This window comes from Pseudomonas sp. NFX15 (assembly GCF_049132105.1).
GTDB lineage: Bacteria > Pseudomonadota > Gammaproteobacteria > Pseudomonadales > Pseudomonadaceae > Aquipseudomonas.
Map to the genome: position 1 here is coordinate 157,259 of NZ_JAFMPV010000004.1, position 26,279 is coordinate 183,537.

The 26,279-nt window shown below is 62.0% G+C and carries 24 protein-coding genes; 15 read left to right on the plus strand and 9 right to left on the minus strand.

Annotated elements, in window-relative coordinates; genetic code table 11:
- Nucleotides 1-237: 237 nt before the first annotated feature.
- Genes J1D76_RS06085 through J1D76_RS06105 form a run of 5 tightly spaced genes read left to right on the plus strand, consistent with a single transcriptional unit; the run spans nt 238 to nt 5,582 of the window.
- The gene (locus J1D76_RS06085) at nt 238-1,593 is read left to right on the plus strand and encodes a M16 family metallopeptidase (RefSeq protein WP_421137494.1); all 1,356 of its coding nucleotides are present in this window, start codon (nt 238-240) and stop codon (nt 1,591-1,593) included.
- Nucleotides 1,586-3,076 (plus strand): M16 family metallopeptidase, encoded by a 1,491-nt coding sequence (locus J1D76_RS06090; RefSeq protein ID WP_421137495.1) that lies wholly within the window; start codon nt 1,586-1,588, stop codon nt 3,074-3,076. Before J1D76_RS06085 ends, J1D76_RS06090 begins: the two co-directional genes overlap by 8 nt.
- The gene (gene rsmD, locus J1D76_RS06095) at nt 3,076-3,684 is read left to right on the plus strand and encodes a 16S rRNA (guanine(966)-N(2))-methyltransferase RsmD (RefSeq protein ID WP_421137496.1); all 609 of its coding nucleotides are present in this window, start codon (nt 3,076-3,078) and stop codon (nt 3,682-3,684) included. The genes J1D76_RS06090 and rsmD overlap by 1 nt, the downstream gene beginning before the upstream one ends.
- A gap of 56 nt (nt 3,685-3,740) precedes the next feature.
- Nucleotides 3,741-4,739: a hydrolase gene (locus J1D76_RS06100; protein WP_421137497.1), complete on the plus strand. Its 999-nt coding sequence runs from the start codon at nt 3,741-3,743 to the stop codon at nt 4,737-4,739.
- 3 nt (nt 4,740-4,742) lie between these two features.
- Entirely contained in the window at nt 4,743-5,582 is an 840-nt protein-coding gene (locus J1D76_RS06105; RefSeq protein ID WP_421137498.1) for an AraC family ligand binding domain-containing protein, read from the plus strand.
- Nucleotides 5,583-5,696: 114 nt separating this feature from the next.
- Here the strand turns inward: J1D76_RS06105 and J1D76_RS06110 are convergent, their stop codons facing one another.
- Nucleotides 5,697-6,551 (minus strand): sulfurtransferase, encoded by an 855-nt coding sequence (locus J1D76_RS06110; protein WP_421137499.1) that lies wholly within the window; start codon nt 6,549-6,551, stop codon nt 5,697-5,699.
- A gap of 33 nt (nt 6,552-6,584) precedes the next feature.
- Nucleotides 6,585-7,256, minus strand: a complete 672-nt coding sequence (locus tag J1D76_RS06115; protein ID WP_421137500.1) for a TetR/AcrR family transcriptional regulator — start codon at nt 7,254-7,256, stop codon at nt 6,585-6,587.
- A gap of 145 nt (nt 7,257-7,401) precedes the next feature.
- On the opposite strand from J1D76_RS06115, the gene J1D76_RS06120 reads away from it, so the two are divergent.
- The 5 genes from J1D76_RS06120 (at nt 7,402) to J1D76_RS06140 (ending at nt 12,179) form a co-directional block, all read left to right on the plus strand.
- Nucleotides 7,402-8,832: a coniferyl aldehyde dehydrogenase gene (locus J1D76_RS06120; protein WP_421137501.1), complete on the plus strand. Its 1,431-nt coding sequence runs from the start codon at nt 7,402-7,404 to the stop codon at nt 8,830-8,832.
- A gap of 28 nt (nt 8,833-8,860) precedes the next feature.
- On the plus strand, nt 8,861-9,406 hold the full coding sequence (locus tag J1D76_RS06125; RefSeq protein ID WP_421137502.1) for a twin-arginine translocation pathway signal protein: 546 nt from the start codon (nt 8,861-8,863) through the stop codon (nt 9,404-9,406).
- 150 nt (nt 9,407-9,556) lie between these two features.
- Entirely contained in the window at nt 9,557-11,152 is a 1,596-nt protein-coding gene (locus J1D76_RS06130) for a GMC family oxidoreductase N-terminal domain-containing protein (protein ID WP_421137503.1), read from the plus strand.
- A 115-nt stretch (nt 11,153-11,267) separates the two neighbouring features.
- A complete protein-coding gene (gene coaD, locus J1D76_RS06135; RefSeq protein WP_007975368.1) occupies nt 11,268-11,747 on the plus strand; it encodes a pantetheine-phosphate adenylyltransferase in 480 nt (159 codons plus the stop codon).
- Nucleotides 11,748-11,927: 180 nt separating this feature from the next.
- Complete coding sequence (locus J1D76_RS06140; RefSeq protein ID WP_003195146.1) at nt 11,928-12,179, plus strand: YfhL family 4Fe-4S dicluster ferredoxin; 252 nt, start codon at nt 11,928-11,930, stop codon at nt 12,177-12,179.
- Nucleotides 12,180-12,272: 93 nt separating this feature from the next.
- Here J1D76_RS06140 and mutM read toward each other — a convergent pair whose 3' ends face one another.
- Both mutM and J1D76_RS06150 read right to left on the minus strand, forming a co-directional pair.
- Nucleotides 12,273-13,085 carry a bifunctional DNA-formamidopyrimidine glycosylase/DNA-(apurinic or apyrimidinic site) lyase gene (mutM, locus tag J1D76_RS06145; RefSeq protein WP_421137504.1) on the minus strand — a complete coding sequence of 271 codons (813 nt, stop codon included), beginning with the start codon at nt 13,083-13,085 and terminating at the stop codon, nt 12,273-12,275.
- Between the two features lie 42 nt (nt 13,086-13,127).
- Nucleotides 13,128-13,997: an HDOD domain-containing protein gene (locus tag J1D76_RS06150; RefSeq protein ID WP_421137505.1), complete on the minus strand. Its 870-nt coding sequence runs from the start codon at nt 13,995-13,997 to the stop codon at nt 13,128-13,130.
- 240 nt (nt 13,998-14,237) lie between these two features.
- Here J1D76_RS06150 and J1D76_RS06155 point away from each other — a divergent pair, with 240 nt between their 5' ends.
- A complete protein-coding gene (locus tag J1D76_RS06155) occupies nt 14,238-15,434 on the plus strand; it encodes a class I SAM-dependent rRNA methyltransferase (RefSeq protein ID WP_421137506.1) in 1,197 nt (398 codons plus the stop codon).
- A gap of 376 nt (nt 15,435-15,810) precedes the next feature.
- A complete protein-coding gene (gene ilvD / locus J1D76_RS06160; protein WP_421137507.1) occupies nt 15,811-17,652 on the plus strand; it encodes a dihydroxy-acid dehydratase in 1,842 nt (613 codons plus the stop codon).
- Nucleotides 17,653-17,756: 104 nt separating this feature from the next.
- Here the strand turns inward: ilvD and J1D76_RS06165 are convergent, their stop codons facing one another.
- Nucleotides 17,757-18,812, minus strand: a complete 1,056-nt coding sequence (locus J1D76_RS06165) for a haloacid dehalogenase-like hydrolase (protein WP_421137508.1) — start codon at nt 18,810-18,812, stop codon at nt 17,757-17,759.
- Nucleotides 18,813-19,052: 240 nt separating this feature from the next.
- On the opposite strand from J1D76_RS06165, the gene J1D76_RS06170 reads away from it, so the two are divergent.
- Nucleotides 19,053-20,444 (plus strand): L-cystine transporter, encoded by a 1,392-nt coding sequence (locus tag J1D76_RS06170; RefSeq protein ID WP_421137509.1) that lies wholly within the window; start codon nt 19,053-19,055, stop codon nt 20,442-20,444.
- Nucleotides 20,445-20,542: 98 nt separating this feature from the next.
- On the opposite strand, the gene J1D76_RS06175 is transcribed toward J1D76_RS06170, so the two are convergent.
- Nucleotides 20,543-21,055, minus strand: coding sequence for a dihydrofolate reductase (locus tag J1D76_RS06175; RefSeq protein ID WP_421137510.1), 513 nt, complete (start codon nt 21,053-21,055; stop codon nt 20,543-20,545).
- Between the two features lie 85 nt (nt 21,056-21,140).
- Between J1D76_RS06175 and J1D76_RS06180 the strand changes: the two genes are divergently transcribed.
- Together J1D76_RS06180 and J1D76_RS06185 are read left to right on the plus strand one after the other, a co-directional pair.
- Nucleotides 21,141-22,511: a DUF2868 domain-containing protein gene (locus J1D76_RS06180; protein ID WP_421137511.1), complete on the plus strand. Its 1,371-nt coding sequence runs from the start codon at nt 21,141-21,143 to the stop codon at nt 22,509-22,511.
- Nucleotides 22,504-23,880, plus strand: coding sequence for a GTPase/DUF3482 domain-containing protein (locus J1D76_RS06185; protein ID WP_421137512.1), 1,377 nt, complete (start codon nt 22,504-22,506; stop codon nt 23,878-23,880). The genes J1D76_RS06180 and J1D76_RS06185 overlap by 8 nt, the downstream gene beginning before the upstream one ends.
- 12 nt (nt 23,881-23,892) lie before the next feature.
- On the opposite strand, the gene J1D76_RS06190 is transcribed toward J1D76_RS06185, so the two are convergent.
- The 3 genes from J1D76_RS06190 to J1D76_RS06200 all read right to left on the minus strand — a co-directional run bounded on the left by J1D76_RS06190 (nt 23,893) and on the right by J1D76_RS06200 (nt 26,234).
- Nucleotides 23,893-24,423, minus strand: coding sequence for a hypothetical protein (locus tag J1D76_RS06190; RefSeq protein ID WP_421137513.1), 531 nt, complete (start codon nt 24,421-24,423; stop codon nt 23,893-23,895).
- Nucleotides 24,424-24,531: 108 nt separating this feature from the next.
- The gene (locus J1D76_RS06195) at nt 24,532-25,101 is read right to left on the minus strand and encodes a phosphonate degradation HD-domain oxygenase (protein ID WP_421137514.1); all 570 of its coding nucleotides are present in this window, start codon (nt 25,099-25,101) and stop codon (nt 24,532-24,534) included.
- Nucleotides 25,101-26,234, minus strand: coding sequence for a TIGR03364 family FAD-dependent oxidoreductase (locus J1D76_RS06200; RefSeq protein ID WP_421137515.1), 1,134 nt, complete (start codon nt 26,232-26,234; stop codon nt 25,101-25,103). The genes J1D76_RS06195 and J1D76_RS06200 overlap by 1 nt, the downstream gene beginning before the upstream one ends.
- Nucleotides 26,235-26,279: the final 45 nt, after the last annotated feature.

The following is a 26,279-nucleotide window of genomic DNA, read 5'->3' on the forward strand; positions in this document are numbered from 1 at the left end:
TGTCGAGGTACTGCTGGTACCCCAAAGGTCGACTAATACGAAGGACTGGAACGGCATCGTCGGCGAAAACACAGAGTTTAGCTGACAAACTCAAAGCTTCTGCCGGTAACCCATGCAACCCGCAGGCCGATCAAAGGCCTGATAGGCGTGGCCGCCAGTAAAACGGATCAGTATCCTAGCACCTCCTCGCCCGCCTAGGCTAAGACCATGCGGACAGCCCCAAAGGTTTAAAAACGAATGAATGCTCTAGCCCGCCGCGCCGCAGGCCTGCTGCTCAGCACAGTTTGCCTGCCCCTTTCGGCCCTGGCTGCCGACCCGCAACCCACCCACGAATTCACCCTGGACAACGGTCTGAAGGTAATCGTGCGCGAAGACCATCGAGCGCCCGTGGTGGTGTCCCAGGTCTGGTACAAGGTCGGCTCCAGCTACGAAACGCCCGGCCAGACCGGCCTGTCCCACGCCCTGGAACACATGATGTTCAAGGGCAGCGAGAAAGTCGGCCCCGGCGAAGCGTCGTTGATCCTGCGCGACCTCGGCGCTGAAGAGAACGCCTTCACCAGCGATGACTTCACGGCTTATTACCAAGTGCTGGCCCGCGACCGCCTGGGCGTGGCCTTCGAACTGGAAGCCGACCGCATGGCCAGCCTGCGTCTGCCGGCCGACGAGTTCGCCAAGGAAATCGAAGTCATCAAGGAAGAACGGCGCCTGCGCACCGACGACAAGCCGATGTCCAAGGCCTACGAGCGCTTCAAGGCCATGGCCTACCCGGCCAGCGGCTACCACACGCCGACCATTGGCTGGATGGCAGACCTCGACCGGATGAGCGTCGAAGAGCTGCGTCACTGGTACCAGTCCTGGTACGTACCGAACAACGCCACGCTGGTGGTGGTCGGCGATGTCACCCCGGACGAAGTGAAATCCCTCGCCCAGCGCTATTTCGGGCCGATCCCGAAACGCGATGTGCCACCGGCGAAACAACCGTTGGAACTGGCCGAGCCCGGTGAACGCCAAATCACCCTGCACGTGCAGACCCAACTGCCGAGCCTGATGCTGGGCTTCAATGTGCCGAGCATTGCCACGGCTGATGACAAACGGCTGGTCAACGCCCTGCGCTTGATCTCGGCGCTGCTCGACGGCGGCTACAGCGGGCGTATTCCGACCCAGCTGGAGCGTGGCGAAGAGCTGGTGTCCGGCGGTTCGTCGAGCTACGACGCCTATACCCGTGGCGACAGCCTGTTCACCCTGTCGGCCTCGCCAAACTCGCAGAAGCACAAGACCATCGCCCAGGCCGAAGCCGGTTTGTGGAAGCTGCTCGACCAGTTGAAAACCACCGCCCCGACGGCCGAAGAACTCGAGCGGGTGCGGGCGCAGGTAATTGCTGGCCTGGTCTACGAGCGCGACTCGATCACCAGCCAGGCTACCGCCATTGGCCAACTGGAAACCGTCGGCCTGTCGTGGAAGCTGATGGACACCGAACTTGCTGACCTTGAAAGCGTGACCCCGGAAGATATTCAGAAAGCCGCCAAGCTGTATTTCACCCGCGAACGTCTCAGCGTCGCCCATGTACTGCCCCTGGAGACGCCTCATGAGTGAGCGTAAAAAATCCCGTCTGGCCGTGATCGGCCTGGTCGCCGTGGCCGTCTTCGGTTCTGCCGCGTTCTATCTGTCGCGCCCTGGCGAAACCAATGCCAGCGAAGCCCTCGACAAGGCCAAGGCCAGCCAGAAACTGCAATCGCTGGCCGAACTCAATGGCAAGGCACCGGACCATCGCAAACTGGATGTGCAAACCTGGAACACCGCTGACGGCACCAAAGTGCTGTTCGTCGAAGCCCATGAGTTGCCGATGTTCGACATGCGTCTGATCTTTGCCGCCGGTAGCAGCCAGGACGGCAATGCACCGGGCCTGGCCGTCCTGACCAACGCCATGCTCAATGAAGGCGTGGCCGGCAAGGATGTCGGCGCCATCGCCCAGGGCTTCGAAGGCCTGGGTGCGGATTTCGGTAACGGTGCCTACAAGGACATGGCCGTCGCTTCGCTGCGCAGCCTCAGCGCCAAGGACAAACGCGAACCGGCCCTGAAGCTGTTCGCCGAAGTCATCGGCAAGCCGACCTTCCCGGCCGACTCACTGGCCCGCATCAAGAACCAGATCCTCGCCGGTTTCGAATACCAGAAGCAGAACCCCGGAAAACTGGCGAGCCTGGAATTGATGAACCGCTTGTACGGCGATCACCCGTACGCGCACTCCAGCGAGGGTACGGCGAAAACCGTGCCGGCGATCACCGTGGCCCAGTTGCGTGCCTTTCACCAGAAAGCCTATGCCGCCGGCAACGTGGTGATCGCGCTGGTCGGCGACCTGTCCCGCGCAGAAGCCGAGGCGATTGCCGCTCAGGTTTCCAGCGCCCTGCCCAAAGGCCCGGCCTTGCCGAAGATCGCGCAACCGGTCGAGCCCAAGGCCAGCGTCGGCCACATCGAGTTCCCGTCCAAGCAGACCACCCTGATGCTTTCGCAATTGGGCATCGACCGCGACGACCCGGACTACGCGGCGCTGTCCATGGGCAACCAGATCCTCGGTGGCGGTGGTTTCGGCACCCGCTTGATGAGCGAAGTGCGCGAGAAACGTGGCCTGACCTACGGCGTGTATTCGGGCTTCACCCCGATGCAGGCGCGTGGCCCGTTCATGATCAACCTGCAAACCCGCGCCGAAATGAGCGAAGGCACGCTGAAACTGGTGCAGGATGTACTGGCCGACTACCTTAAAACCGGCCCGACCGAAAAAGAACTCGACGACGCCAAACGCGAACTGGCCGGCAGCTTCCCGCTGTCCACCGCCAGCAACGCCGACATCGTCGGGCAGCTCGGCGCCATCGGCTTCTACGATTTGCCGTTGAGCCACCTGGAAGACTTCATGCAGCAGTCCCAGGCCCTGACCGTCGAGCAGGTCAAAGCGGCGATGACCAAACACCTGAGCACGGACAAAATGGTCATCGTCAGCGCTGGCCCGACCGTGCCGCAAAAGCCGTTACCGGCCCCCACTGATAAACCTTCCGAGCAGCCGCTCGGGGTTCCGGAGCATTAATGGCCCACCCTAAAAAACCCGCCAAGAACGTCCATAACGGCGTCAACCAGTTGCGCATCATCGGCGGCGAATGGCGCAGCCGCAAGTTGAGCTTCCCCGACGCCCCGGGCCTGCGCCCGACGCCGGACCGGGTGCGCGAAACCCTGTTCAACTGGCTCGCGCCGTATGTGCCGGGCGCCAAGGTGCTCGACCCGTTCACCGGCAGCGGCGCACTGTTCCTCGAAGCCTTGTCCCGTGGCGCGGCCATGGGCCAGGCGCTGGACGCCAGCAGTATCGCGGTGTCCAGCCTGAAGGAACACCTGGGCACGCTGCGTTGCAGCAACGGCCAGGTGCAGACCGCCGATGCCCTGCGCTACCTGGAAACCCAGACCGCCACGGCCTACGACCTGGTGTTCCTCGACCCGCCGTTCAACCAGAACCTGCTGCCCGCCGTTTGCAAGTTGCTCGAAGAGCGCCAATGGCTGGCCGAAGATGCCTGGGTGTACACCGAAAGCGAGTCCGCGCCGTCGACCCTGGGACTGCCGCAGAACTGGCGCTTGCACCGCGAGCAGAAATCCGGGCGCGTCTACTACTCGTTGTGGCAACGTATGGCAGAGATCGCCGGGTAACCGTCCGGCCTGAACAAGGTGCGTACCCGCTACGCACCGCTGCCTCGAGAAAGAACGTGCCCCATCCGCCAGAACGCTTCACCCCCGCCTTCGGCCTCGGCAACCCGCACTTGCAAACCTTGTGGGGGCCGCTGTGGCGTAAAACCGTGCACATCGAGCGTGAACGCGAGCGCCTGTGGCTTGAAGATGGCGATTTTCTCGACCTCGACTGGCACGGCCCGCACAGCGCCGATGCACCCTTGGTGCTGGTGTTGCACGGGCTCACCGGATCGTCGAATTCGCCTTATGTCGCCGGCATGCAAAAAGCCTTGGCCGACCAAGGCTGGGCCAGTGTTGCGTTGAACTGGCGCGGTTGCTCGGGCGAACCCAACCTATTGCCGCGCAGCTACCACTCGGGCGCCAGCGAAGACCTGGCCGAAACCATCCGGCACCTGCGGGCCAAGCGCCCGCTCGCGCCGCTGTATGCCGTCGGCTACTCATTGGGCGGCAACGTCTTGCTCAAACACTTGGGCGAGACCGGCAACGACAGTGGCGTGACGGGCGCCGTGGCGGTGTCGGTGCCGTTTCGCCTGGACCAGTGCGCGGACCGCATCGGCCAAGGCTTCTCCAAGGTTTACCAGGCGCATTTCATGCGCGAGATGGTCGCCTACATCAAGAACAAGCAGCGCCAGTTCCAACACGATGGGCGCGAAGATGGCCTGGCCGCGCTGGCGGCCCTCGGCTCGCTGGAAAACATGCGCACCTTCTGGGACTTCGACGGTCGCGTCACCGCGCCGTTGCACGGCTTCGCCGATGCCGAGGACTATTACCGCCGCGCTTCCAGCCGTTACTTCCTCGGCGAAATTCGTACGCCGACCCTGATGATTCAGGCCGCCGACGACCCCTTTGTGTTTCCCCACAGCCTGCCGCAGGCCGATGAGTTGTCGGCCTGCACGCAATTCGAACTGCAAGCCAGGGGCGGGCATGTCGGCTTCGTCGACGGCACGCTCAGGCAACCGGGTTACTACCTGGAACGGCGCATCCCCGCATGGCTGGCCGCCGCAGGGCGTGTGTGAGTCATGAACACGCAGCCCGGCGAGTCGATCCATTTCTGGCAAACCCCGCCTCTGGCCGGGGTCGAATTGCTGTCTGCCCGCTACATCGATCAACGCTTCGCGCCCCACGTGCATGACGGCTATGTGATCGGCATGATCATGGCCGGCGCCCAACGTTATCGCTATCGCGGCGCTGAACATCTGGCGGGCAGCGGCACGCTGGTGTTGATCAATCCCGATGAATTGCACACCGGCCACAAAGGCACCGATGACGGCTGGCTGTACCGGGCGTTTTATCCGGACAGCGGACAAATCACCTCGCTGCTGGCCGAACTCGAACTGCCGACTCAGCACCTGCCGGCTTTCGGCGCCACGCTGTACCGCGATCACGATCTGGTGAACGGCTTCTGCCAACTCCACCGCCTGCTGGAAAGCCCGGCCACCGCTTTGCAGCAACAAACTGCATGGCGCGAACTGGTGCTGTCGCTATTGCAACGCCACGCCGCGGTGCCTGATGCGGGCAAACCCGGCAAGGAACACCGCGCCGTCGGTCTGGCCAAGGACTTGTTGCACGCGCAATTGGCCGCGCCGCCATCGCTGGAAGAACTGGCCGCTGCGGTGAATCTCTCGCCCTTTCATTTCGCCCGGGTGTTCCGCCACGCCACCGGCATGCCGCCGCACACATGGCTGATGCAACAGCGCATCGCCCGGGCGCGGGCGTTATTGCAGAGCGGTTGTCTGCCGCTGGAAGTGGCGATGCAACTGGGGTTTGCCGACCAGAGTCACCTGAGCCGGCAGTTCAAGCAGGTGTATGGCGTGGGGCCAGCGGCGTATCGCACGGCCCGGCAATCACCTGGATCCTGATAGCAACACCCCCCCTGTAGGAGCTGGCTTGCCAGCGAAGCGGTGGGTCAGCTACACGAGTGCTGACTGACACGGCCTCTTCGCTGGCAAGCCAGCTCCTACGGGGACTTGTGTTTATTCGCCGGTGGCGATGCCGTGTGCGGGGTCGTTGATCCACTCGCTCCACGAGCCGGCATACAACGAACCCAGCGGATAACCGGCCAGGCACAGCGCGAACAGGTTGTGGCACGCCGTCACGCCGGAGCCGCAGTACGCCACCAATTCAGTCGGCGAGCGCCCGCCCAATTTCGCGGCGAAACGCTGTTTGAGCTGATCGGCCGGCAGGAAGCGACCGTCTGCGCCCAGGTTGTCGGTAAACGCCGCACACTGGGCACCGGGAATGTGCCCGGCGACCGGATCAATTGGCTCGACTTCACCTTTGAAACGCGGCAGTGCACGCGCATCGAGCAGGGTCAGGTCTGGCCTGGCGAGGCGCTTTTGCAGTTGTTCGGCATCGATCAGCAATGCAGCGTCGGGTGTGCCGGTGAAGGTGCCACGGGCAATCGCCGGCGCATCCAGGCTCAGCGGCAAACCCGCCGCGTGCCAGGCCTTGAGCCCGCCATCAAGGATAGACACGCCGTCGCGCTTGCCCAGCCAGGCCAGCAACCACCACGCCCGCGCCGCAAAGGCACCCGGACCGTCGTCGTACAGCACCACTTCGCTGTCGGCGTCGATGCCCCAGGCTTGCAGGCGCTCGATCAACTGCGCCGGCTCAGGCAATGGATGACGCCCGGTCACACCCTTGACCACCGCGCCACTCAAGTCACGCTCAAGGTCGGCGTAGCGGGAGCCTGCGATGTGCCCTTCGGCGTAGCTGCGCTGGCCGTAATCCGGGTCCTCGAGGGCAAAACGACAATCCAGAATCACCAGCCCCGGCTGGTCCTTTTTCAGGTCCAGTGCTTGCGGGCTGATCAGTTGCGCAATGGGCATAACGGGCTCCTGTGATGGTTTTCGAATTCGATCCTACGACACTTCCTCGAGCGCCTGGGCCAAGGGCACGTAAAACTCTTCGAACAGGGCGTTGACCGCATCGCGGGCCTCATCGGTGACGAACCCGGCTTCCAGCACCAGCACCTGGTAAACCCCACGCTTGATGGCCTGCTCGCTGAGATGGTTGGAGTTCTCCCGCGTGGTGCACAGGAAACGTACCCAGGAGGTGAGGATGATCCAGGCATTGAGGGTCAGCGACTCGATCTGCACCTTGTCCATCTTCAGGATGCCGGCGGCGACAAAACCTTCGTAGATCGCCGCACCCTGGATCAGGCAACGCTGAGAAAATCGTCGATAACGGTCGGCCAGGACAGGGTCGCTGTCGAGCAAGTGTTCGAGGTCACGGTGCAGGAAGCGGTAGCGCCACATCGCCGCCAGCAGCTCCTTGAGGTAGAAGCGCTTGTCTTCGACCGTGGCGGCCCGACCCTGGGGCGGGCGCAGGAAGCTGTCCACCAGGCTTTCGTATTCGCTGAACAGCACGGCGATGATCGCCTGCTTGTTAGGGAAGTGGTAATACAGGTTGCCCGGGGAAATTTCCATGTGGGCAGCGATGTGGTTGGTGCTGATGCTGCGCTCGCCCTGTTGATTGAACAGCTCCAGGCTGTTCTGCACGATGCGCTCGCTGGTTTTGATCCGTGGGGCCATGGCTTGAGCTTTAATTCAGAGTGCGTTGACGGGCATCTTAGTTCTATCCGCGGGCGGATAAAACAAAGCTGTTGCTGGATGTCATTTGACTTTCTAGAGCATAGACTCTAAAAAGTGCCTCATTACAATAAATCCGGAGCCGACCATGACTGCTGACATTTCCTACCTGCAGAACCTTCAGCAGCCGCTGGAAGCGCTTCAGGCGCTGTTCGATGGCCAGCGCGCCGCGTACGCCGCCAACCCGATGCCGCCCGCTGCGCAGCGTCAACAATGGCTCAAGGCACTGAAGGACTTATTGAACAGAGAACGCCAGGCCCTGATCGATGCGATCAGCCAGGACTTCAGCCATCGCAGCGCCGATGAAACCCTGCTCGCCGAACTGATGCCCAGCCTGCATGGCATCCATTACGCCAGCAAACACCTCAATGGCTGGATGAAACCCTCCCGGCGCAAGGTCGGCGCAGCCTTCCAGCCGGCCTCGGCGAAAGTGGTGTATCAGCCACTGGGCGTGATCGGGGTCATCGTGCCGTGGAACTATCCGCTGTACCTGGCCATCGGGCCGTTGGTCGGCGCACTGTCGGCGGGCAACCGGGTGATGCTCAAGCTCAGCGAGTCGACCCCCGCGACCGGCCTGCTGATGAAGCGTCTGCTGGCGCAAGTCTTCCCCGAAGACCTGGTATGCGTAGTCCTGGGCGAGGCCGACATGGGCGTGGCGTTTTCACGCCTGCCGTTCGATCACCTGCTGTTCACCGGCGCCACCAGCATCGGCAAGCACGTGATGCGTGCCGCGGCAGAAAACCTGACCCCGGTGACCCTGGAACTGGGCGGCAAGTCCCCGGCCATCGTCTCCAACGATGTGCCGCTCAAGGACGCCGCCGAGCGCATCGCCTTCGGCAAGACCCTGAACGCCGGCCAGACCTGTGTGGCCCCGGACTATGTGCTGGTGCCGCAGGAGCGTGTCGGTGGTTTCGTCGAAGCCTATCGCACCGCCGTCCGCAATTTTTATCCGACACTGGCCGATAACCCGGACTACACGGCGATCATCAACGAGCGACAACTGGCGCGTCTCAATGGCTATGTCAGCGACGCCACCAGCAAGGGTGCGCTGCTGATGCCGCTGTTCGAGCAGGGCCAGGGTCGCCGCATGAGCCATAGCCTTTTGCTCAATGTCACTGACGACATGACGGTGATGCAGGACGAGATCTTCGGGCCGCTGCTGCCGATCGTGCCGTACAAGGACCTCGACCAGGCGTTTGCCTACATCAACCAGCGCCCTCGCCCACTGGCGCTGTATTACTTCGGCTACGACAAGCGTGAACAACAACGCGTGTTGCACGAAACCCACTCCGGCGGCGTGTGCCTGAACGACACGCTGCTGCACGTGGCCCAGGACGACATGCCGTTCGGCGGCATCGGTGCCTCGGGTATGGGCCATTACCACGGCCACGAAGGCTTCCTGACCTTCAGCAAGGCCAAGGGTGTCCTGATCAAACAGCGGTTCAACGCGGCGAAACTGATTTATCCGCCGTATGGCAAATCGATCCAGAAGTTGATCCAGAAGCTGTTCATCCGCTAACGATCGTCACCGTCGGGTAATAACAATAATGAACCCCAGTCTGTCCGATACACCCGCGCTGTCACGGCGCGGGCTGCTCAAATTCAGCCTCGGCGCCAGCGCGTTTCTCGCCACCGCCGGGCTCGGGGCCAGCCTCAGCGGCTGTTCGTCGAGCGTCCCGGCCAACGGTTTCTCCGCGTTGCGCAGCGGCGATCTGGCGTTTCTGCGGGCGTTGATCCCGGTGATGCTCGACGGCGCCGTGGCCGCCGACCGCCTGCCTGCTGCCGTCGATGGCACGTTGAAAAGCCTGGACTACAACCTCGCTCACCTGTCGCCAGAAATGCTCAAGCTGACCCGGCAACTGTTCGATGTGCTGGGCATGGCCGTGACCCGCGGACCGTTGACCGGGATCTGGGGCAGCTGGGAAAACGCCAGCGCCAACGATATCCGGCTGTTTCTCAAGCGCTGGGAAAACAGCTCGTTGAGCCTGTTGCGTATGGGCCGTAGCTCATTGCTGCAACTGGTGATGATGGCCTGGTACGGGCGCAAGGAGTCGTGGGCGCATTGCGGGTATCCCGGACCGCCCACTGTCTGAGACCGCGCGCCCATCGCGGGCAAGCCACGCTCCCACAGGTTTGGGGTGGCCACCCTTTTTGTGAACGACTCGACCCTGTGGGAGCGTGGCTTGCCCGCGATGGTGTCAGCCGCCACAACACATTTCCAAAAATAAAAAGAGAACCTGAAGATGCCCGTACCCGATCCGTTCCGCGAAGGCATGGCCCGAGGCTGGAAAACCTACAACGGCTCGCAACTGACCCAGAACCTGATCCTCGAAGCGGACGTGGCGATCATCGGCAGCGGTGCCGGCGGTGGCACCACCGCCGAAATCCTCAGCGCGGCCGGCTACAAAGTGCTGCTTATCGAAGAGGGCCCGCTCAAGACCAGCAGCGACTTCAAGATGCTCGAAGACCAGGCCTACAGCAGCCTCTATCAGGAAGGCATCGGCCGCATGAGCAAGGACGGAGCGATCACCATCCTCCAGGGCCGAGCGGTGGGCGGCACCACGTTGATCAACTGGACGTCCAGTTTTCGTACCCCGGAGCCGACCCTGGAACACTGGGCCAAAGAGCACAACGTCAAGGGCCACAGCGCAGCGGAAATGGCGCCGTGGTTCGAGAAAATGGAGCAACGCCTGGGTGTCGCGCCGTGGAGGGTCCCGCCCAACGCCAACAACGACGTGATCCGCAAGGGTTGTGAAGCGCTGAATTACGCCTGGCACGTCATCCCGCGCAACGTCCGCGGCTGCTGGAACCTCGGCTACTGCGGCATGGGCTGCCCGACCAACGCCAAGCAATCGATGATGGTCACCACCATTCCGGCGACCCTGGAACAAGGTGGCGAGTTGCTGTACCTGGCCCGCGCCGAAAAACTCATGATCAGCGGCGACAAGATCACCGGCCTGCAATGCTCGGCGATGGATGAGCGCTGCGTCGCCCCCACCGGCCGCATCATCACGGTCAAGGCGCGGCATTTCGTGCTGGCTGGTGGCGGTATCAACAGCCCGGCATTGCTGATGCGTTCCGCTGCGCCTGACCCGCACAAGTGCCTGGGTAAACGCACGTTCCTGCACCCGGTGAACATGTCGGCGGCGCTATTCGACGAAGTGGTCAACCCGTTCTACGGCGCGCCGCAATCAATCTATTCCGACCATTTCCAATGGCAGGACGGCACCACCGGCAAGATGTCCTTCAAACTGGAAGTGCCGCCCCTGCACCCGGCACTCGCCACGACGCTGCTCGGCGGTTTCGGCCAGGAAAATTCGCAACACATGACCAACCTGCCGCATACCCACGCCATGCTGGCGTTGCTGCGCGACGGCTTTCACCCGGACAGCCCCGGTGGCAGCGTCGAGTTGCGCAGCGATGACACGCCGGTCTTGGACTACCAGCTCTCGCCGTACGCCTGGGATGGTTTGCGCCGGGCGTTCCACACCATGGCCGAGATCCAGTTTGCTGGCGGCGCCAAGGCTGTGATGCCGATGCATGCCGACGCCCGCTACGTGAAGAGCCTGGCCGAAGCGCGCACGCTGATCGACGGCCTGAGCCTGGAGCTGTATCGCACACGCCTGGGCAGTGCCCATGTGATGGGCGGTTGCGCCATGGGCGAAGACCCGACAAACGCGGTGACCGACAGCCTCGGCCGGCACCATCAACTGGGCAATTTGTCGATTCACGACGGCTCGCTGTTCCCTACCAGTATCGGCGCCAATCCGCAGTTGTCGGTCTACGGACTGACGGCACAATTGGCGACTTCCCTGGCCGAGCGTTTAAAAAACCCATGAACATGACGATTATTCCCGTCGTCTATAGTGCTTTCTTACCCAACAGGCGACTTGGCCGACCGGGAAGGCTGCGATACCATCCGACTCCCCAACGGATTCCCGCCAGGACGACGCGATGAACCGAGTGTTGTACCCAGGTACCTTCGACCCTATTACCAAGGGCCATGGCGATCTGGTCGAACGCGCCTCGCGCCTGTTCGATCACGTGATCATCGCCGTCGCCGCCAGCCCGAAGAAAAACCCGTTGTTTCCCCTGGAACAACGTGTGGAGCTGGCGCGCGAGGTCACTAAACATCTGCCCAACGTGGAAGTCGTCGGCTTCTCGACGCTGCTGGCGCACTTCGCCAAAGAGCAGAATGCCAATGTGTTCCTGCGTGGTTTGCGCGCGGTGTCGGACTTCGAATATGAATTCCAGCTGGCCAACATGAACCGCCAACTGGCACCGGACGTGGAAAGCCTGTTCCTGACCCCGTCCGAACGTTACTCATTCATATCTTCGACGCTGGTTCGTGAAATTGCAGCCCTGGGCGGCGATATCACCAAGTTCGTGCACCCTGCGGTGGCGGATGCCCTGACTGAGCGCTTCAAGAAGTAATACACGACTGTAGGAACCGGCTTGCTGGCGATCAATACAACGCGGTGCACCTGACACACCGCCATCGCCAGCAAGCCGGCTCCTACAGAACGTCGCGCCCGCGTGCATAGCGCCCACCAATGCGGCACAATTGCGCATTGATTTATTGCGCCCGGGCCTGCCGCCCCGGCTGGAGTTAGCATGTCCCTGATCATCACCGACGATTGCATCAACTGCGACGTCTGCGAACCCGAGTGCCCAAACGCCGCCATTTCCCAGGGTGAAGAGATCTACGTGATCGACCCGAACCTGTGCACCCAGTGCGTCGGCCACTACGACGAACCTCAGTGCCAGCAGGTTTGCCCGGTCGATTGCATTCCGTTGGACGAAGCCCATCCAGAGACTGAAGAGCAGTTGATGGAGAAGTACCGCAAGATTACCGGCAAGGCTTGAGCCCTTCAGCGCCTGTCAAGCCGCCATCGCTGGCAAGCCAGCGCCTACAGATGCTCGCGCCCCCTGTAGGAGCCGGCTTGCCGGCGAAGCCCTTCAGCGCTGACACCGCGGGCAAAAAACGCTGGCACGCTGCCCAAGCTTCACTTCCCGCAGCGCTGTGCCACAGACCTTGCAGGGCTCGCCCCCGCGCCCGTACACGAACAGTTCCTGCTGGAAATACCCAGGCTGCCCATCACCGCCGATAAAGTCGCGCAACGTGGTACCGCCGCGCTCGATGGCGGCCGCGAGGATGCGCTTGATCTCGACCGCCAGTTTCAAATACCGCGCCCGGGAAATGCTGTTGGCCTCGCGGCGTGGGTCGATCCCGGCGGCGAACAACGCTTCGGTCGCGTAGATATTGCCGACGCCCACCACCACCGCGTTGTCCATGATGAACGGCTTGACCGCCATCGAGCGGCCACGGGACAGCTGGAACAGGCGCTCGCCGTCGAACAGGTCGGTCAGCGGCTCCGGCCCCAGGCGAATCAACAGCTCGTGATTGAGCGGGTCGAGGCTCCAGAGCATCGCGCCAAAGCGTCTTGGGTCGGTGTAGCGCAACGCCAGTCCCGACTCCAACTCGATGTCCACATGCTCATGCTTGGCTGCCGGCAACCCGGCCTCCACCAGACGCAAATTGCCCGACATGCCCAAATGGCTGATCAAGGTACCGACTTCGGCGTTGATCAACAGGTATTTGGCGCGCCGCTCCACCAGCACGATACGCTGCCCCGACAACCGCACATCGAGGTCTTCGGGGATCGGCCAGCGCAAGCGCCGGTCACGCACAATCACCCGGCTGACACGCTGGCCTTCCAGGTGCGGCGCGATGCCGCGACGGGTGGTTTCGACTTCCGGCAGTTCAGGCATGGTGTTCTCGAATCAGGCCCGCGGCCTGGAAAGGTCCGACGCTCAGCGATGAGCGCCGAGGTCGCGAATCGTCTGCTTCAGCGTTTCGAAGTCATAGTCCGAGAGGCCGACATAATCGAGCACCAGCGGTGCGATGCTGTTCCACTCGCGATCTTCGCTCTGATTACCCAGCACCCGGTAGGACGCACAAATGTGCTCGGCCATCTTCAGGATCGCCAGCAAGTTCTTCAACGAACTGTTGCGCGAAGTCTCGTCGCTGAAAATCGCCAGCGCATTGTGGTGATTGGCAATCGCCGCGCTCACATGCTCCGGCAGGCGCCACGACTTGGCCGTGTAATAGCCCACCACCGAGTGATTGGTATTAAACGCCTGGTTTTCGGTGTCCGCCACCCGGCATTCGGCGCTGGCGTTGGCATAGGCCTGCTCCAGAACACCCATGTAGTCGGGGAACCGCTGGAGCATCAACGGCACGCCACAGTCGTGGAACAGGCCCAGGGCGTAGGCTTCGTCGCCATTTTCAACGCCGATGCGCTTGGCCAGGGTCAGGCAGGTCATGGCCACGTCCTGGGCGGTGTCCCAGAAACGGTTCAACGTGACGATGGTGTCGTCGTTCATTTCGCCCTTGATCGACTGCGCGTTGATCAGGTTGATGATCGAGCGGCTGCCCAGCAAATTCACCGCGCGCTGGATCGAGGCAATCTTGTTGCTCAGGCCGTAGTACGGGGAGTTGACGATTTTCAGCAAGGAACCGGAAAGGCCCGGGTCCTGGGAAATCAGCTTGGCAATGACTTCCAGATCCGGGTCGGGCATGTACTGCTCCATCTGCAAATCCACCATGATTTGCGGCTGGGCCGGTACGCTGATGCCCTGCAGGGCTTGTTGGATCTGTTCGGAAGTCAGCTCTTGGGACATAAGTACACACTCTGGGTCAGGCGGCGATTCTAACCTTTATAAAGTTGGATCCGACATCCCCAATCTCCAGAACAAGCCGTTGTGGCGAGGGGGCTTGCCCCCGTTGGACTGCGTAGCAGGCCCATTTGTGGCGCCGCTTCGTGCCCCAACGTGGGCAAGCCCCCTCGCCACATGTCCATTCGCAGGGCAATCCGGGGGCTCAACACGCTATACTCCCGCTCTTTTTTCCGGAGCGACGACATGTCCCTGCCTAGCCTGCGCCTCAAAGCCAACGCCGACCGTCGTCTGCGCAACGGTCACTTGTGGGTCTACAGCAACGAAATCGATGTAGCCGCCACACCTTTGCACGGTTTCAAGGCCGGCGACCAGGCGATCCTGGAAGCCGCCGGCGGCAAGCCGCTGGGCATCGTTGCCATGAGCCCGAACAACCTGATCTGCGCCCGCGTGCTGTCGCGCGACATCAAGTTGCCGCTGGACAAGTCGCTACTGGTACACCGCCTGAACGTCGCCCTGTCGCTGCGTGATCGACTGTTCGACAAGCCGTTCTATCGCCTGGTCTACGGCGATTCCGACCTGCTGCCAGGCCTGGTGGTCGACCGCTTCGGCGACATCCTGGTGGTGCAGATCGCCTCGGCGACCATGGAAGCTCATAAAGAAGACGTGATCGCGGCGCTGACACAAGTGCTCAAGCCAAGCGGCATCCTGTTCAAGAACGACTCCGCCGCCCGTGACGCCGAAGGCCTCACCCGCTACGTCGAAACCGTGTTCGGCCTGGTGCCGGAGTGGGTTGCGCTGGAAGAGAACGGCGTGAAGTTCGAAGCCCCGGTCATTCAGGGCCAGAAAACCGGCTGGTTCTACGACCACCGCATGAACCGCGCACGCCTGGCGCCCTACGCCAAGGGCAAACGCGTCCTCGACCTGTACAGCTACATCGGCGGCTGGGGTGTACAAGCCGCTGCATTCGGCGCCAGCGAAGTGTTCTGCGTCGACGCCTCGGCCTTCGCCCTCGACGGTGTTGAGCGCAACGCCGCGCTGAACGGTTTCGCCGAGAAAATGACCTGCATCGAAGGCGACGTGTTCGAAGCCCTCAAAGAGCTGAAAGCCAGCGAAGAGCGTTTCGACGTGATCGTGGCCGACCCGCCGGCGTTCATCAAACGCAAAAAGGACATGAAAAACGGCGAAGGCGCCTACCGCCGCCTGAACGAGCAAGCCATGCGCCTGCTGACCAAGGACGGCATTCTGTTCAGCGCCTCCTGCTCGATGCACCTGCCGGAAGACGACCTGCAAAACATCCTGCTGACCAGCGCCCGCCACCTGGACCGCAATATCCAGATGCTGGAGCGCGGCGGCCAGGGCCCGGATCACCCGGTGCATCCAGCGATTGCTGAAACCCGCTACATCAAGAGCATTACTTGCCGGTTGCTGCCTAACAGCTAACCCCTTGTAGGAGCGAGCTCGCTCGCGATGGTCGTCAACGATAACCTGCGTGTCTGGTTATTCGTCGCGCCCTCAGGCTCATCGCGAGCAAGCTCGCTCCTACAGTAAATCGCTCTGTGATGTGCCGCAGGCCTGGCCGCACGTCTTGTGAATCCTGCCTCCACGCTTGCAGCCATTCCCTCCAGCCGCCAGCCGTGTAGAATCGCGAACATTCATCGCCAGTCATCCCCGGCGGGTTTATGAGCTCAAGCTGAAGCGCGCGGCGATCCCGCAAAGTTATCGGCAACTTCCGGACACCCGGCTATTTCTGAGTGTTCCAGACGTCAATAGAAGCTCACTTCCCTTTTGATACCTGATTAGCCGCCCGGAGTGCTTCATGCCTGATTACCGTTCGAAAACATCCACCCACGGCCGCAACATGGCCGGTGCCCGCGCACTGTGGCGCGCCACGGGGATGAAAGATGACGACTTCAAAAAGCCGATCATCGCCATTGCCAACTCGTTCACCCAGTTCGTACCGGGCCACGTGCACCTCAAGGACCTGGGCCAACTGGTCGCCCGCGAGATCGAACGCGCCGGTGGCGTGGCAAAAGAATTCAACACCATCGCGGTCGACGACGGCATCGCCATGGGCCATGACGGCATGCTGTATTCGCTGCCGAGCCGCGAGATCATCGCCGACTCCGTCGAGTACATGGTCAACGCCCACTGCGCCGACGCCATCGTCTGCATTTCCAACTGCGACAAGATCACCCCGGGCATGCTGATGGCATCCCTGCGCCTGAACATCCCGGTGATCTTCGTCTCCGGCGGCCCGATGGAAGCCGGCAAGACCAAACTCGCTTCCCACGGCCTCGACCTGGTCGACGCCATGGTGATCGCCGCCGACGCCAGCGCTTCTGACGAGAAAGTCGCCGAGTACGAGCGCAGCGCCTGCCCGACCTGCGGTTCGTGCTCCGGCATGTTCACCGCCAACTCGATGAACTGCCTGGTTGAAGCCCTGGGCCTGGCATTGCCGGGCAACGGTTCGACCCTGGCCACCCACAGCGACCGCGAACAGCTGTTCCTGCAGGCTGGCCGCACCATCGTCGAGCTGTGCAAGCGTTACTACGGCGACAACGATGAGTCGGTGTTGCCGCGCAACATCGCCAACTTCCAGGCGTTCGAGAACGCGATGACCCTGGACATCGCCATGGGCGGTTCCACCAACACCATCCTGCACCTGCTGGCCGCTGCCCAGGAAGCCGAGATCGATTTCGACCTGCGCGACATCGACCGTCTGTCCCGGCACGTGCCGCAACTGTGCAAGGTCGCGCCGAACATCCAGAAGTACCACATGGAAGACGTGCACCGCGCCGGCGGGATCTTCAGCATCCTCGGCTCGCTGGCCCGCGGCGGTTTGCTGCACACCCAACTGCCGACCGTGCACAGCCGCAGCATGGAAGAAGCCATCGCCAAGTGGGACATCACCCAGACCACCGACGAAGCCGTGCACCACTTCTTCAAGGCCGGTCCTGCAGGCATCCCGACGCAAACTGCATTCAGCCAGTCGACCCGTTGGGAAACCCTGGACGACGATCGTGAAAACGGCTGCATCCGCAGTGTCGAGCACGCGTACTCGCAAGAAGGCGGCCTGGCCGTGCTCTACGGCAACATCGCCCTGGACGGTTGCGTGGTGAAAACCGCCGGCGTCGACGAGTCGATCCACGTGTTCGAAGGCAACGCGAAGATCTTCGAAAGCCAGGACAGCGCCGTGCGCGGCATCCTCGCCGACGAAGTGAAGGAAGGCGACATCGTCATCATTCGCTACGAAGGCCCGAAAGGCGGCCCGGGCATGCAAGAGATGCTCTACCCGACCTCGTACCTGAAATCCAAAGGCCTGGGCAAAGCCTGCGCCCTGCTCACCGACGGCCGTTTCTCCGGAGGCACCTCGGGCCTGTCCATCGGCCACGCTTCGCCTGAAGCGGCTGCCGGTGGTGCAATCGGCCTGGTGCAGGACGGCGACAAGGTGTTGATCGACATCCCGAACCGCTCGATCAATCTGTTGGTCAGCGATGAAGAACTGGCCGTACGCCGGGTCGAGCAGGACAAGAAAGGCTGGAAACCGGTGGAAGTGCGTCCACGTAAAGTGACCACCGCGCTGAAAGCCTACGCCCTGCTGGCGACCAGCGCCGACAAGGGAGCTGTGCGTGACAAGGCGATGCTTGACGGTCTGTAAGCGTCAATCACCGACATAAAAATGCCCCGCCATGTGCGGGGCATTTTTTTGACCGCTCCGCTTCCTGTAGGAGCTGGCTTGCCAGCGATTGGAGCGCCTCGGTGTTACTGGATTTCTTCAGGCTTGACGATCACCCAGTTCTTGTCGGCCGTCACCGTCAACCCTTCCTTGGCCTGGGCTGCGGCGTTCTTGGCCATCATGCCCTGGAGCTGGGTCATGTATTTGTCCTTGCGGTTGACCCACAGGTGGATGCCGCCCTTGGCCACGTCAACGCTGTGGAACAACATGTAGCCGTCGCTGCTCGGGGTGTCGCCGCCGACCAGCACCGGTTTTTTCCACTCATCGATGTAGGTCAGGATCGCCGCTTGCTTGCCGGCCATCCAGGTGGCCGGGGTCCACAGGTACGGAGTCAGTTCGAGGCCGAGGTTGGCCTTCTCGTCATATTTGCCGGCGGTGATCTGCTTGCGTGCGGTGGTCAGCTCGCCGGTCTTCGGGTCCTTGAGCAGCAGCGAGACGCCGATCACGTTTTGCGGCTTGACGTTGTAGCCGTACTTCGGATCCGCCGCGACCATGCGCACCAGTTCTTCGGAGGCGGCGGTCATCACGTAGACCTCGATGCCGTTCTCCATCAACTTGTTGTACAGCTCTTGCTGGCCAGTGAAAAGCTTCGGCGGGTTGACGTCGAGTTTCTTGACCACATCGCCTTCGTAATACGTGGCCGGTACCGGTTTGCCGGACGCCATCATTTCGTCGACGTAGCCTTTGAGTTCCTTGAGCGTGAAGCCGGAAAACACCTGGGCGACCCATGGATAACAAACCATGTCGTCGACTTCGCAGAGGCGGTAGTAGTAGCTGAACAGGCTTTCCTTGTGGTCGGCGGTGTCCTTGAACGGCATCAGTTTCAGGGAGGGATCAAGCTTCTCGCGGGTGATCAGGCCCTTGTTCTCCATGTATGGCAGCAACGACTCTTCGAGGTCGTAGCGGTAACTGGTGTTGTCCATGTCGAACACCGCGTAGTTACCCTTGTTGGCGTTGGCGGCGATCATCGCGTCCAGCGCCTTGGCCTGGTCGGCCGGCCAGTGTTTCAGATCCGTTGCGAGAGCCTGGCCGGCAAGGCCGAGGCAAATGGCTGCAGCCAGAAATTTCGGTGCGAACTTCATGTGCATATCTCCCTGAATGAAAGACATCGACGCTAACAAATAAGTGTGACAGTCCTCGTCTGTCAGCGACCGCTGACGTACCTATCGCGCCAAGTGCATTACCGACAGCGACATCCGCTTATTCCAAAAACGACAGTCACCATGCGTTTTCGATATTAATTCATTACTTTTCAAGCTGTTAGGCTTGCCGGTTCGCGGTTGCCCCAGGGTGCAACCAGCACAAGTCTTATCGGAGTCTTCATGAATCTGCCGCTGATCCTCAATCTGCTGGTGTTCCTCGCCCTGCTCGTCGCGCTGGCACAAACCCGCCGCACCACCTGGAGCCTGGCGAAAAAAGTCCTGCTCGCGCTGGTGCTGGGCGTGGCATTTGGTGTGGCGTTGCACGCTGTTTACGGTGCCGGTGATCCGGTACTGAAAGCCTCGATCGGCTGGTTCGATCTGGTGGGCAACGGGTACGTGCAACTGCTGCAAATGATCGTGATCCCGCTGGTGTTCGCCTCGATCCTCAGCGCGGTGGCCCGCCTGCACAATGCTTCGTCGCTGGGCAAGATCAGCTTCTTGACCATCGGCACGCTGCTGTTCACCACGGCCATCGCCGCGTTGATCGGTATTGGCCTGACCAATCTGTTCGGCCTGACTGCCGAAGGCCTGGTGGCCGGCACCCAGGAATTGGCCCGGCTGCAAACCATCCAGACTGACTACGCCGGCAAGGTCGCCGACCTGAATGTGCCGCAGCTGTTGCTGTCGTTCATCCCACAGAATCCATTCGCCGACCTGGCACGGGCCAAGCCGACGTCGATCATCAGCGTGGTGATTTTCGCCGCGTTCCTCGGTGTCGCGGCGCTGCAGCTGCTCAAGGATGATGCCGAAAAAGGTCAGAAAGTGATAAACGCCATCGACACCCTGCAAGCCTGGGTGATGCGTTTGGTGCGCCTGGTAATGAAGCTGACCCCGTACGGCGTGCTGGCACTGATGACCAAAGTGGTCGCCGGCTCCAACCTGCAAGACATTATCAAGCTCGGCAGTTTCGTGGTGGTGTCCTACATCGGCCTGGGCCTGATGTTCGTGGTGCATGGCGTGCTGGTGTCGGCCGCCGGGATCAATCCGCTGCGCTTCTTCCGCAAGGTCTGGCCAGTGCTGACGTTTGCCTTCACCAGCCGCTCCAGCGCGGCGACTATTCCTTTAAGCATCGAAGCGCAGACCAGCCGCTTGGGCATCCCGCAATCCATCGCCAGTTTCGCCGCCTCGTTCGGCGCGACCATTGGCCAGAATGGCTGTGCCGGTCTATACCCGGCGATGTTGGCGGTGATGGTCGCGCCGACCGTGGGCATCAACCCGCTGGACCCACTGTGGATTGCAACGCTGGTGGCGATTGTCACGCTGAGTTCGGCCGGTGTGGCCGGGGTCGGTGGTGGCGCGACGTTTGCCGCCTTGATCGTGCTGCCGGCGATGGGCTTGCCGGTGTCACTGGTGGCGTTGCTGATTTCGGTCGAGCCGCTGATTGATATGGGGCGTACGGCGTTGAACGTCAGTGGTTCGATGACGGCCGGGGCGATCACCAGCCAGGTGATGCAGCAGACCGACAAGGCGCTGCTGGAGGCCGACGAGCATTCGGAGCTGGCTCACGCTTAAATTCTTTAGCGTCTGATCTGGCCTCTTCGCTGGCAAGCCAGCTCCTACAAGGGTTGAGTTGTACCCAACCTGTAGGAGCTGGCTTGCCAGCGAAGCTCTTAAACCTTCTCCCACACCTCAAAGTTGTACGCTGGCTTGTCGCCTTCCGCCGGGTTCGGCACATTCGACACCCGTTTCCATTGATTCAAATCAAACTCGGGAAACCACGCATCCCCTTCCGGGCTCAGCGCCACGCGGGTCAGGTACAAGCGATCGGCCTGGGCCAGCCCTTGCGTATACAACTGCGCGCCGCCAATCAGCATCAGCTCATCAACGCCCTGCTCTTTCGCCCAGGCTTGGGCGCGAACGATGGCCGCTTCCAGCGACGGATAGACTTCCGCGCCTTCGAGCTGTAAATCCGCCTGGCGGCTGACCACGATGTTCAAGCGCCCTGGCAACGGGCGACCGAGGGAATCCCAGGTCTTGCGACCCATGATGATCGGCTTGCCCAAGGTGGTGGCCTTGAAGTATTTGAAGTCCCCCGGCAGGTGCCAGGGCATGCTGTTGTCGACGCCGATCACACGGTTTTCACCGAGGGCTGCGATCAGGCTGAGGGGGAGTGATTTAGTCATGCGGGCGAGGATACCAGAGCCGTGCTTTCGCCGATAAGCGCCACAGCGGTTATGCTCACAGCTCAATTGAGCGACGGGATGCCGCGTGACTGAACTGAATAACCTCTGGCTGACAGAAACCATCCGCCTGCGCGAAGAACATGCCGGCCCCCTGGAAGACCTGGAAGCCAACCGACTGGCCCGCAGCGCTGGCGGCGATTTGCCGACGCGCATTCAACGCCGAGCCCTGTGGCTGGCGGAACGCGATGGCCTGGCCACCGCCCTCAACCACTGGCTGCAAGGCGCACGCCTGGCGCTGCTGGTGTTGGCGATATTGGCCGTCATCAGCGGCGCCGGCCTGGCGTTCGCCGCATTGAACGACGGGCAAACGCCGGTGAATGTGTTCTGGGCCTTGGGCAGCCTGCTCGGGCTCAATCTGATTCTGCTGCTCAGTTGGGCGCTGGGCCTGGTGTTTGCCGGCGAACACGGGGCCAGCCTCGGGCGCCTGTGGCTATGGCTCAGTGAAAAACTCGCCCGCGACGCCAAAGCCGCGCAACTGGCGCCCGCCCTGCTGTTGCTGCTGCAACGCCGGAAACTCAATCGTTGGGCCATCGGTGTGCTGGTCAACAGCCTGTGGTTGCTGGCGATGCTCAGCGCGCTGGTGATCCTGCTGATGTTGATGGCGACCCGGCGCTACGGCTTCGTCTGGGAAACCACCATTCTCAGCGCCGATACCTTCATTACCGTGACCCAGGCCCTCGGCGCGGTGCCAGCTCTGCTCGGCTTCAGCGTGCCGACGGTGGAGATGATCCGCGCCAGCGGCGATGCCGCGCTGAACATCGAAAGTGCCCGCCAGGCCTGGGCGGCTTGGCTGGTGGGTGTGCTGCTGGTCTATGGCGTTGTGCCGCGCCTGTTGCTGGCGCTGTTTTGCCTGTGGCGCTGGAAGACCGGGCGAACAGCACTGCGTCTGGATTTGAACCTGCCCGGTTACGCGCAACTGCGCGAACGTCTGATGCCCACCAGCGAACGCCTCGGCGTCAGCGATGCCGCGCCGGCACAACTGCATCGCGTGGAAAGCGGCGTCAGCGAGCATCAAAGCGACGGCGCGCTGCTGGTCGCCATCGAACTGGACGGCGACCGCCCATGGCCGCCGCCATTGCCGAAAAACGTCAGCAACGCCGGCGTCCTCGACAGCCGCGAATCGCGGCACAAACTCCTCGAACAACTGAGCCGCTTCCCGCCTGCACGCCTGGCTATCGCCTGCGACCCAAGGCGCTCGCCGGATCGCGGCAGCCTGGCCTTGATCGCCGAACTGGCCCGCAGCGCCAGCGCCACCCGCGTGTGGTTATTGCAGGCACCACCCGGTGAAGCGCTGGACGCCGAACGCCTCGGCGACTGGCACGTGGCGCTGCAACAGCTGGAGTTGCCGTTCGCCGATTGCGCGCCGATGAACTGGCTGGAGACGGGTCATGACTGACGTTCGCAAACCGCCGCTGAAACTCGCCGTGGTCGGCCACACCAACGTCGGTAAAACCTCGTTGCTGCGCACCCTTACCCGTGACGTGGGTTTCGGCGAAGTGTCCCATCGTCCCAGCACCACGCGGCATGTCGAGGGTGCACGGTTGTCGGTGGACGGCGAGCCCTTACTTGATCTCTACGATACGCCGGGGCTGGAAGACGCCATCGCCCTGCTCGACTACCTCGAACGCCTGGAGCGCCCCGGCGAACGCCTCGACGGGCCGGCGCGCCTGGCGCGTTTCCTGGAGGGCAGCGAAGCCCGGCAACGCTTCGAACAGGAAGCCAAGGTCCTGCGCCAGTTGCTCGCGTCGGACGCCGGACTCTATGTGATCGACGCCCGGGAACCGGTGCTGGCCAAGTATCGCGACGAGCTGGAAGTACTGGCCAGTTGCGGCAAACCCTTGCTGCCGGTGCTGAACTTCGTCAGCAGCGCCAACCACCGCGAGCTCGCCTGGCGGGAAGCGCTGGCGCGGCTGGGTTTGCACGCCCTGGTGCGCTTCGACAGTGTCGCGCCGCCGGAGGATGGCGAGCGTCGACTCTATGAAAGTCTCGCCCTGTTGCTGGAAACTGCCCGACCGCAACTTGAACGGCTGATCGCCGATCAGCAAGCCCAGCGCCTGGCTCGCCAACAAAGCGGCCAGCGATTGATTGCCGAATTGCTGATCGATTGCGCGGCTTGTCGGCGCAGCGTGGTCAGTGAAGCCGAGCAGGAACAACAGGCGACCAGCGAACTGCGCAAGTCCGTGCGGCAACGTGAACAACGTTGCGTCGAAGCCTTGCTCAAGCTCTACGCCTTCCACCCACAGGATGCCGCGGCCAGTGATTTGCCGTTGCTCGATGGCCGTTGGGGCGATGACCTGTTCAACCCGGAAACCCTCAAGCAACTGGGCGTGCGCGTCGGTGGTGGTATCGCCGCAGGCGCGGCTGCCGGAGCCGGGGTCGATTTGCTCGTGGGTGGGATTACGCTGGGTGCGGCGGCACTGGCCGGTGCCATCGCCGGCGGCGCGCTGCAAACCGCGCGCAGCTATGGCAGCCGCTTGCTCGGCAAGATCAAGGGCCAGCGTGAACTGACGGTGGACGACAATGTGCTGCGCCTGTTGGCACTGCGCCAGCGGCAATTGTTACAAGCGCTGAACACCCGAGGGCATGCAGCGATGGACGGCATTCAGGTGGCCACGCCCCAGGACAAGAGCTGGTGCGAAGGCAAACTGCCCGAGGCTTTGAACAAGGCGCGGGCGCATCCGCAGTGGTCGTCGCTCAATCCTCATCCCAAATTGAATCAGGCGGAGCGGCAGGAACAGGTTGAGGGTTTGGCGCAGCAACTTTGATGCGCTTTATCGTCAGCGCCATTTGAATTTCAGGTAAGTAGTGCTCAGCAGCGAAACCAGTTTCTGGTCCACCGCATCCTGATCACCGTCGTTGTCCATATCGAAATGGATCAACCAGTCCAGTTTGCCGTCATTGTTGGTGTCGTAAGCCGAAGCGGTGTAAACGATGGTTTCATCCTGCGGCTTACCGACGCCTTCATGAAAATGCAGACGTACGGTGTCTGGCGAACCGTCCTTGGCAAAGTCTTCGACGAATATTTTCAGATAGCGTGCCCAGGTGTTCTCGCAATTGAACCAGTTGAGCCGCAAAAAGGCATCCGCAAACGACTTGAGCAAACGCTCGTCCTTGGTGTTTTCCTTGCCGTCGTTGTTTACATCGCCGACCTGGAAATCGACCTTGCCATCGGCGGTGATATCCAGCGCGTAAGCCTTGTGGATGAGCGTGTCTTCGCAGCCGCTGGATTCCTCGAAAAAATGCAGGAGTACTGTATCGGCCCGGCCGTTCGCGCTCCGGTCTTGTGCGGTGACTTTCAAATAACGCATGGGGATAGCTCTCCTCAGTTAGGGGCCGATCAAGCTATCCCGTCTCGCTGAAACACTCTGCGCGAATAGTCTCTATTTCTCGTAGGGTGTTTCATCTGCGCTGGTCGTTTAAGCCGTATGGGGCAAAAGGGCTAAAGCCTTGCTCTTCAGAATGTGGAGATCCAGAAGCGGTACGTTCATTTCCTTGGCCAACTCATCCCACTGGCGCATGCGCAAACTCACCGCGCACAACGGGTCCTTTTCGAACGCCTCAGCCTCGGCCTCGGCCTCGGTCATCACCCCGCCCTGATATTCCAGGGTGCGGCGGCTGGCTTCGCTCAAGCGCTCGTAGTACCCCGGCTCTTTCAACGTCAGGTAACGCTTGGCCTGAACGTGGTATTCCACCAGCCGCGCCATGCGCTCGCTGAAACCGGCGCGACGCAGGTAGTCGGCACCGAGGCGTTCGTGGCTGACCACGCCGAAGCCGCCCATGTTCTCGCCGCTGTCGGCGCAGATATGCCCGATGTCGTGAAAGAACGCCGCCAGCACCACTTCATCGTCGAAGCCTTCGGCCATGGCCAATTCCGCGGCCTGGGACATGTGCTCGATCTGCGACACCGGCTCGCCGATGTAATCGCTGTCGCCAAAGCGTTCGTACAGGCCGAACACCTCGGCAATCACTTGCTCATTGCGCTGCATCAGATTTCCTCCAGTACGGTGGCGACGTTGTGCTCGGCCATCGCCGGGCCGACGCTCATGCCGACGCCGGTGTGCATCAACGCCACGCTCAGGCCTTTTGCCGGGCGCAGGAACGAGAACGGTCCCGGCCCCCGTGAACCATAGACACCCTGCCAGCGTTCGACCACTTGCACCTTGCAACCGAGGGTCTGCTCGGCCAGTTCGATCATCCAGTCATCGATCTGTTCGGCATTGAACGGCGACGGATCGCTGCCGTAATGGTGCGAGTCGCCGATGATCAACTCGCCATAGGGTGTCGGGCTGATCAGCAGGTGGATGCCGTTTTCGTGCAGGTGCGGTGCGTGCTGCAGGATCTCTTCCTGCACCGCAGCCGCCTCGGGCAAGTCGGCGAAAGCACCGTAATGCACGCAACTCAAACCGGTGAGCAACGCGTGTTGCAGGTTGAGGTTGATTTGCGGTCGGGCACGCAACATTTGCAGGCGACAGATTTGCGGGTCGAGTTCGGCGATCTGCTCGGCCAGCAAGGTCTGGTAGTCGTGGCCGGAGCAGACGATGATCTGCTCGGCACTGAAGCTGCCGGCGGTGCTGTACAAGCGACCTGGCTCAATGTCGCGCACCAGCGTGGAGAAGTGAAACTCGACGCCGAGGTCGCGGCGCAGGAAGTCGATCAGCGCCGGAATCGCTTCGCGCGAATACAGCTGCTGATCGTCCATGCCATGCAACGCGGCGCGGTGATGGCGGAACTGGCCGCCGTACAAGTCGCGCAATGCAGCACCGCGCAGCAGGTCGACGTGGTAGTCGTGTTCAATCGCACGGCCCGCGCAAAAGGCTTCAAGCAATTGTTCCTCTGCTTCGGTGCGGGCGAACAGGTACGAGCCATTGCGCTTGAGTTGCAGGCCGGCGAGTTGCGCCCAGTCACCCCAGATGCCGCGACTGGCACGGGCCAGTTCCAGCATCGGCCCTGGCGGCTGGCCGGTGACCAGGGCCTGGCCGAAATTACGCACCGAAGCGCCGACCGGCGTTGCGCTGCGTTCGAAAACGGTGACCTTGAGACCGCGCTTGGCAGCGGCATACGCGTGGGACAAACCCAGGATGCCGGCGCCGACGATCAGCATGTCGTTGTGTTGTGTCATTAAGTTTTGTCCTGCATTCGAGACCGCCTTCGCCGGCAAGCCGGC

What these genes read in the sequence shown, in the direction of transcription:
- J1D76_RS06085 (WP_421137494.1), top strand. Translation starts at nt 238, where the DNA reads ATGAATGCTCTAGCCCGCCGCGCCGCAGGCCTGCTGCTCAGCACAGTT.
- J1D76_RS06090 (WP_421137495.1), top strand. Translation starts at nt 1,586, where the DNA reads ATGAGTGAGCGTAAAAAATCCCGTCTGGCCGTGATCGGCCTGGTCGCC.
- rsmD (WP_421137496.1), top strand. Translation starts at nt 3,076, where the DNA reads ATGGCCCACCCTAAAAAACCCGCCAAGAACGTCCATAACGGCGTCAAC.
- J1D76_RS06105 (WP_421137498.1), top strand. Translation starts at nt 4,743, where the DNA reads ATGAACACGCAGCCCGGCGAGTCGATCCATTTCTGGCAAACCCCGCCT.
- J1D76_RS06110 (WP_421137499.1), bottom strand. Translation starts at nt 6,551, where the DNA reads ATGCCCATTGCGCAACTGATCAGCCCGCAAGCACTGGACCTGAAAAAG.
- J1D76_RS06115 (WP_421137500.1), bottom strand. Translation starts at nt 7,256, where the DNA reads ATGGCCCCACGGATCAAAACCAGCGAGCGCATCGTGCAGAACAGCCTG.
- J1D76_RS06120 (WP_421137501.1), top strand. Translation starts at nt 7,402, where the DNA reads ATGACTGCTGACATTTCCTACCTGCAGAACCTTCAGCAGCCGCTGGAA.
- J1D76_RS06125 (WP_421137502.1), top strand. Translation starts at nt 8,861, where the DNA reads ATGAACCCCAGTCTGTCCGATACACCCGCGCTGTCACGGCGCGGGCTG.
- J1D76_RS06130 (WP_421137503.1), top strand. Translation starts at nt 9,557, where the DNA reads ATGCCCGTACCCGATCCGTTCCGCGAAGGCATGGCCCGAGGCTGGAAA.
- coaD (WP_007975368.1), top strand. Translation starts at nt 11,268, where the DNA reads ATGAACCGAGTGTTGTACCCAGGTACCTTCGACCCTATTACCAAGGGC.
- J1D76_RS06140 (WP_003195146.1), top strand. Translation starts at nt 11,928, where the DNA reads ATGTCCCTGATCATCACCGACGATTGCATCAACTGCGACGTCTGCGAA.
- mutM (WP_421137504.1), bottom strand. Translation starts at nt 13,085, where the DNA reads ATGCCTGAACTGCCGGAAGTCGAAACCACCCGTCGCGGCATCGCGCCG.
- J1D76_RS06150 (WP_421137505.1), bottom strand. Translation starts at nt 13,997, where the DNA reads ATGTCCCAAGAGCTGACTTCCGAACAGATCCAACAAGCCCTGCAGGGC.
- J1D76_RS06155 (WP_421137506.1), top strand. Translation starts at nt 14,238, where the DNA reads ATGTCCCTGCCTAGCCTGCGCCTCAAAGCCAACGCCGACCGTCGTCTG.
- ilvD (WP_421137507.1), top strand. Translation starts at nt 15,811, where the DNA reads ATGCCTGATTACCGTTCGAAAACATCCACCCACGGCCGCAACATGGCC.
- J1D76_RS06165 (WP_421137508.1), bottom strand. Translation starts at nt 18,812, where the DNA reads ATGAAGTTCGCACCGAAATTTCTGGCTGCAGCCATTTGCCTCGGCCTT.
- J1D76_RS06170 (WP_421137509.1), top strand. Translation starts at nt 19,053, where the DNA reads ATGAATCTGCCGCTGATCCTCAATCTGCTGGTGTTCCTCGCCCTGCTC.
- J1D76_RS06175 (WP_421137510.1), bottom strand. Translation starts at nt 21,055, where the DNA reads ATGACTAAATCACTCCCCCTCAGCCTGATCGCAGCCCTCGGTGAAAAC.
- J1D76_RS06185 (WP_421137512.1), top strand. Translation starts at nt 22,504, where the DNA reads ATGACTGACGTTCGCAAACCGCCGCTGAAACTCGCCGTGGTCGGCCAC.
- J1D76_RS06190 (WP_421137513.1), bottom strand. Translation starts at nt 24,423, where the DNA reads ATGCGTTATTTGAAAGTCACCGCACAAGACCGGAGCGCGAACGGCCGG.
- J1D76_RS06195 (WP_421137514.1), bottom strand. Translation starts at nt 25,101, where the DNA reads ATGCAGCGCAATGAGCAAGTGATTGCCGAGGTGTTCGGCCTGTACGAA.
- J1D76_RS06200 (WP_421137515.1), bottom strand. Translation starts at nt 26,234, where the DNA reads ATGACACAACACAACGACATGCTGATCGTCGGCGCCGGCATCCTGGGT.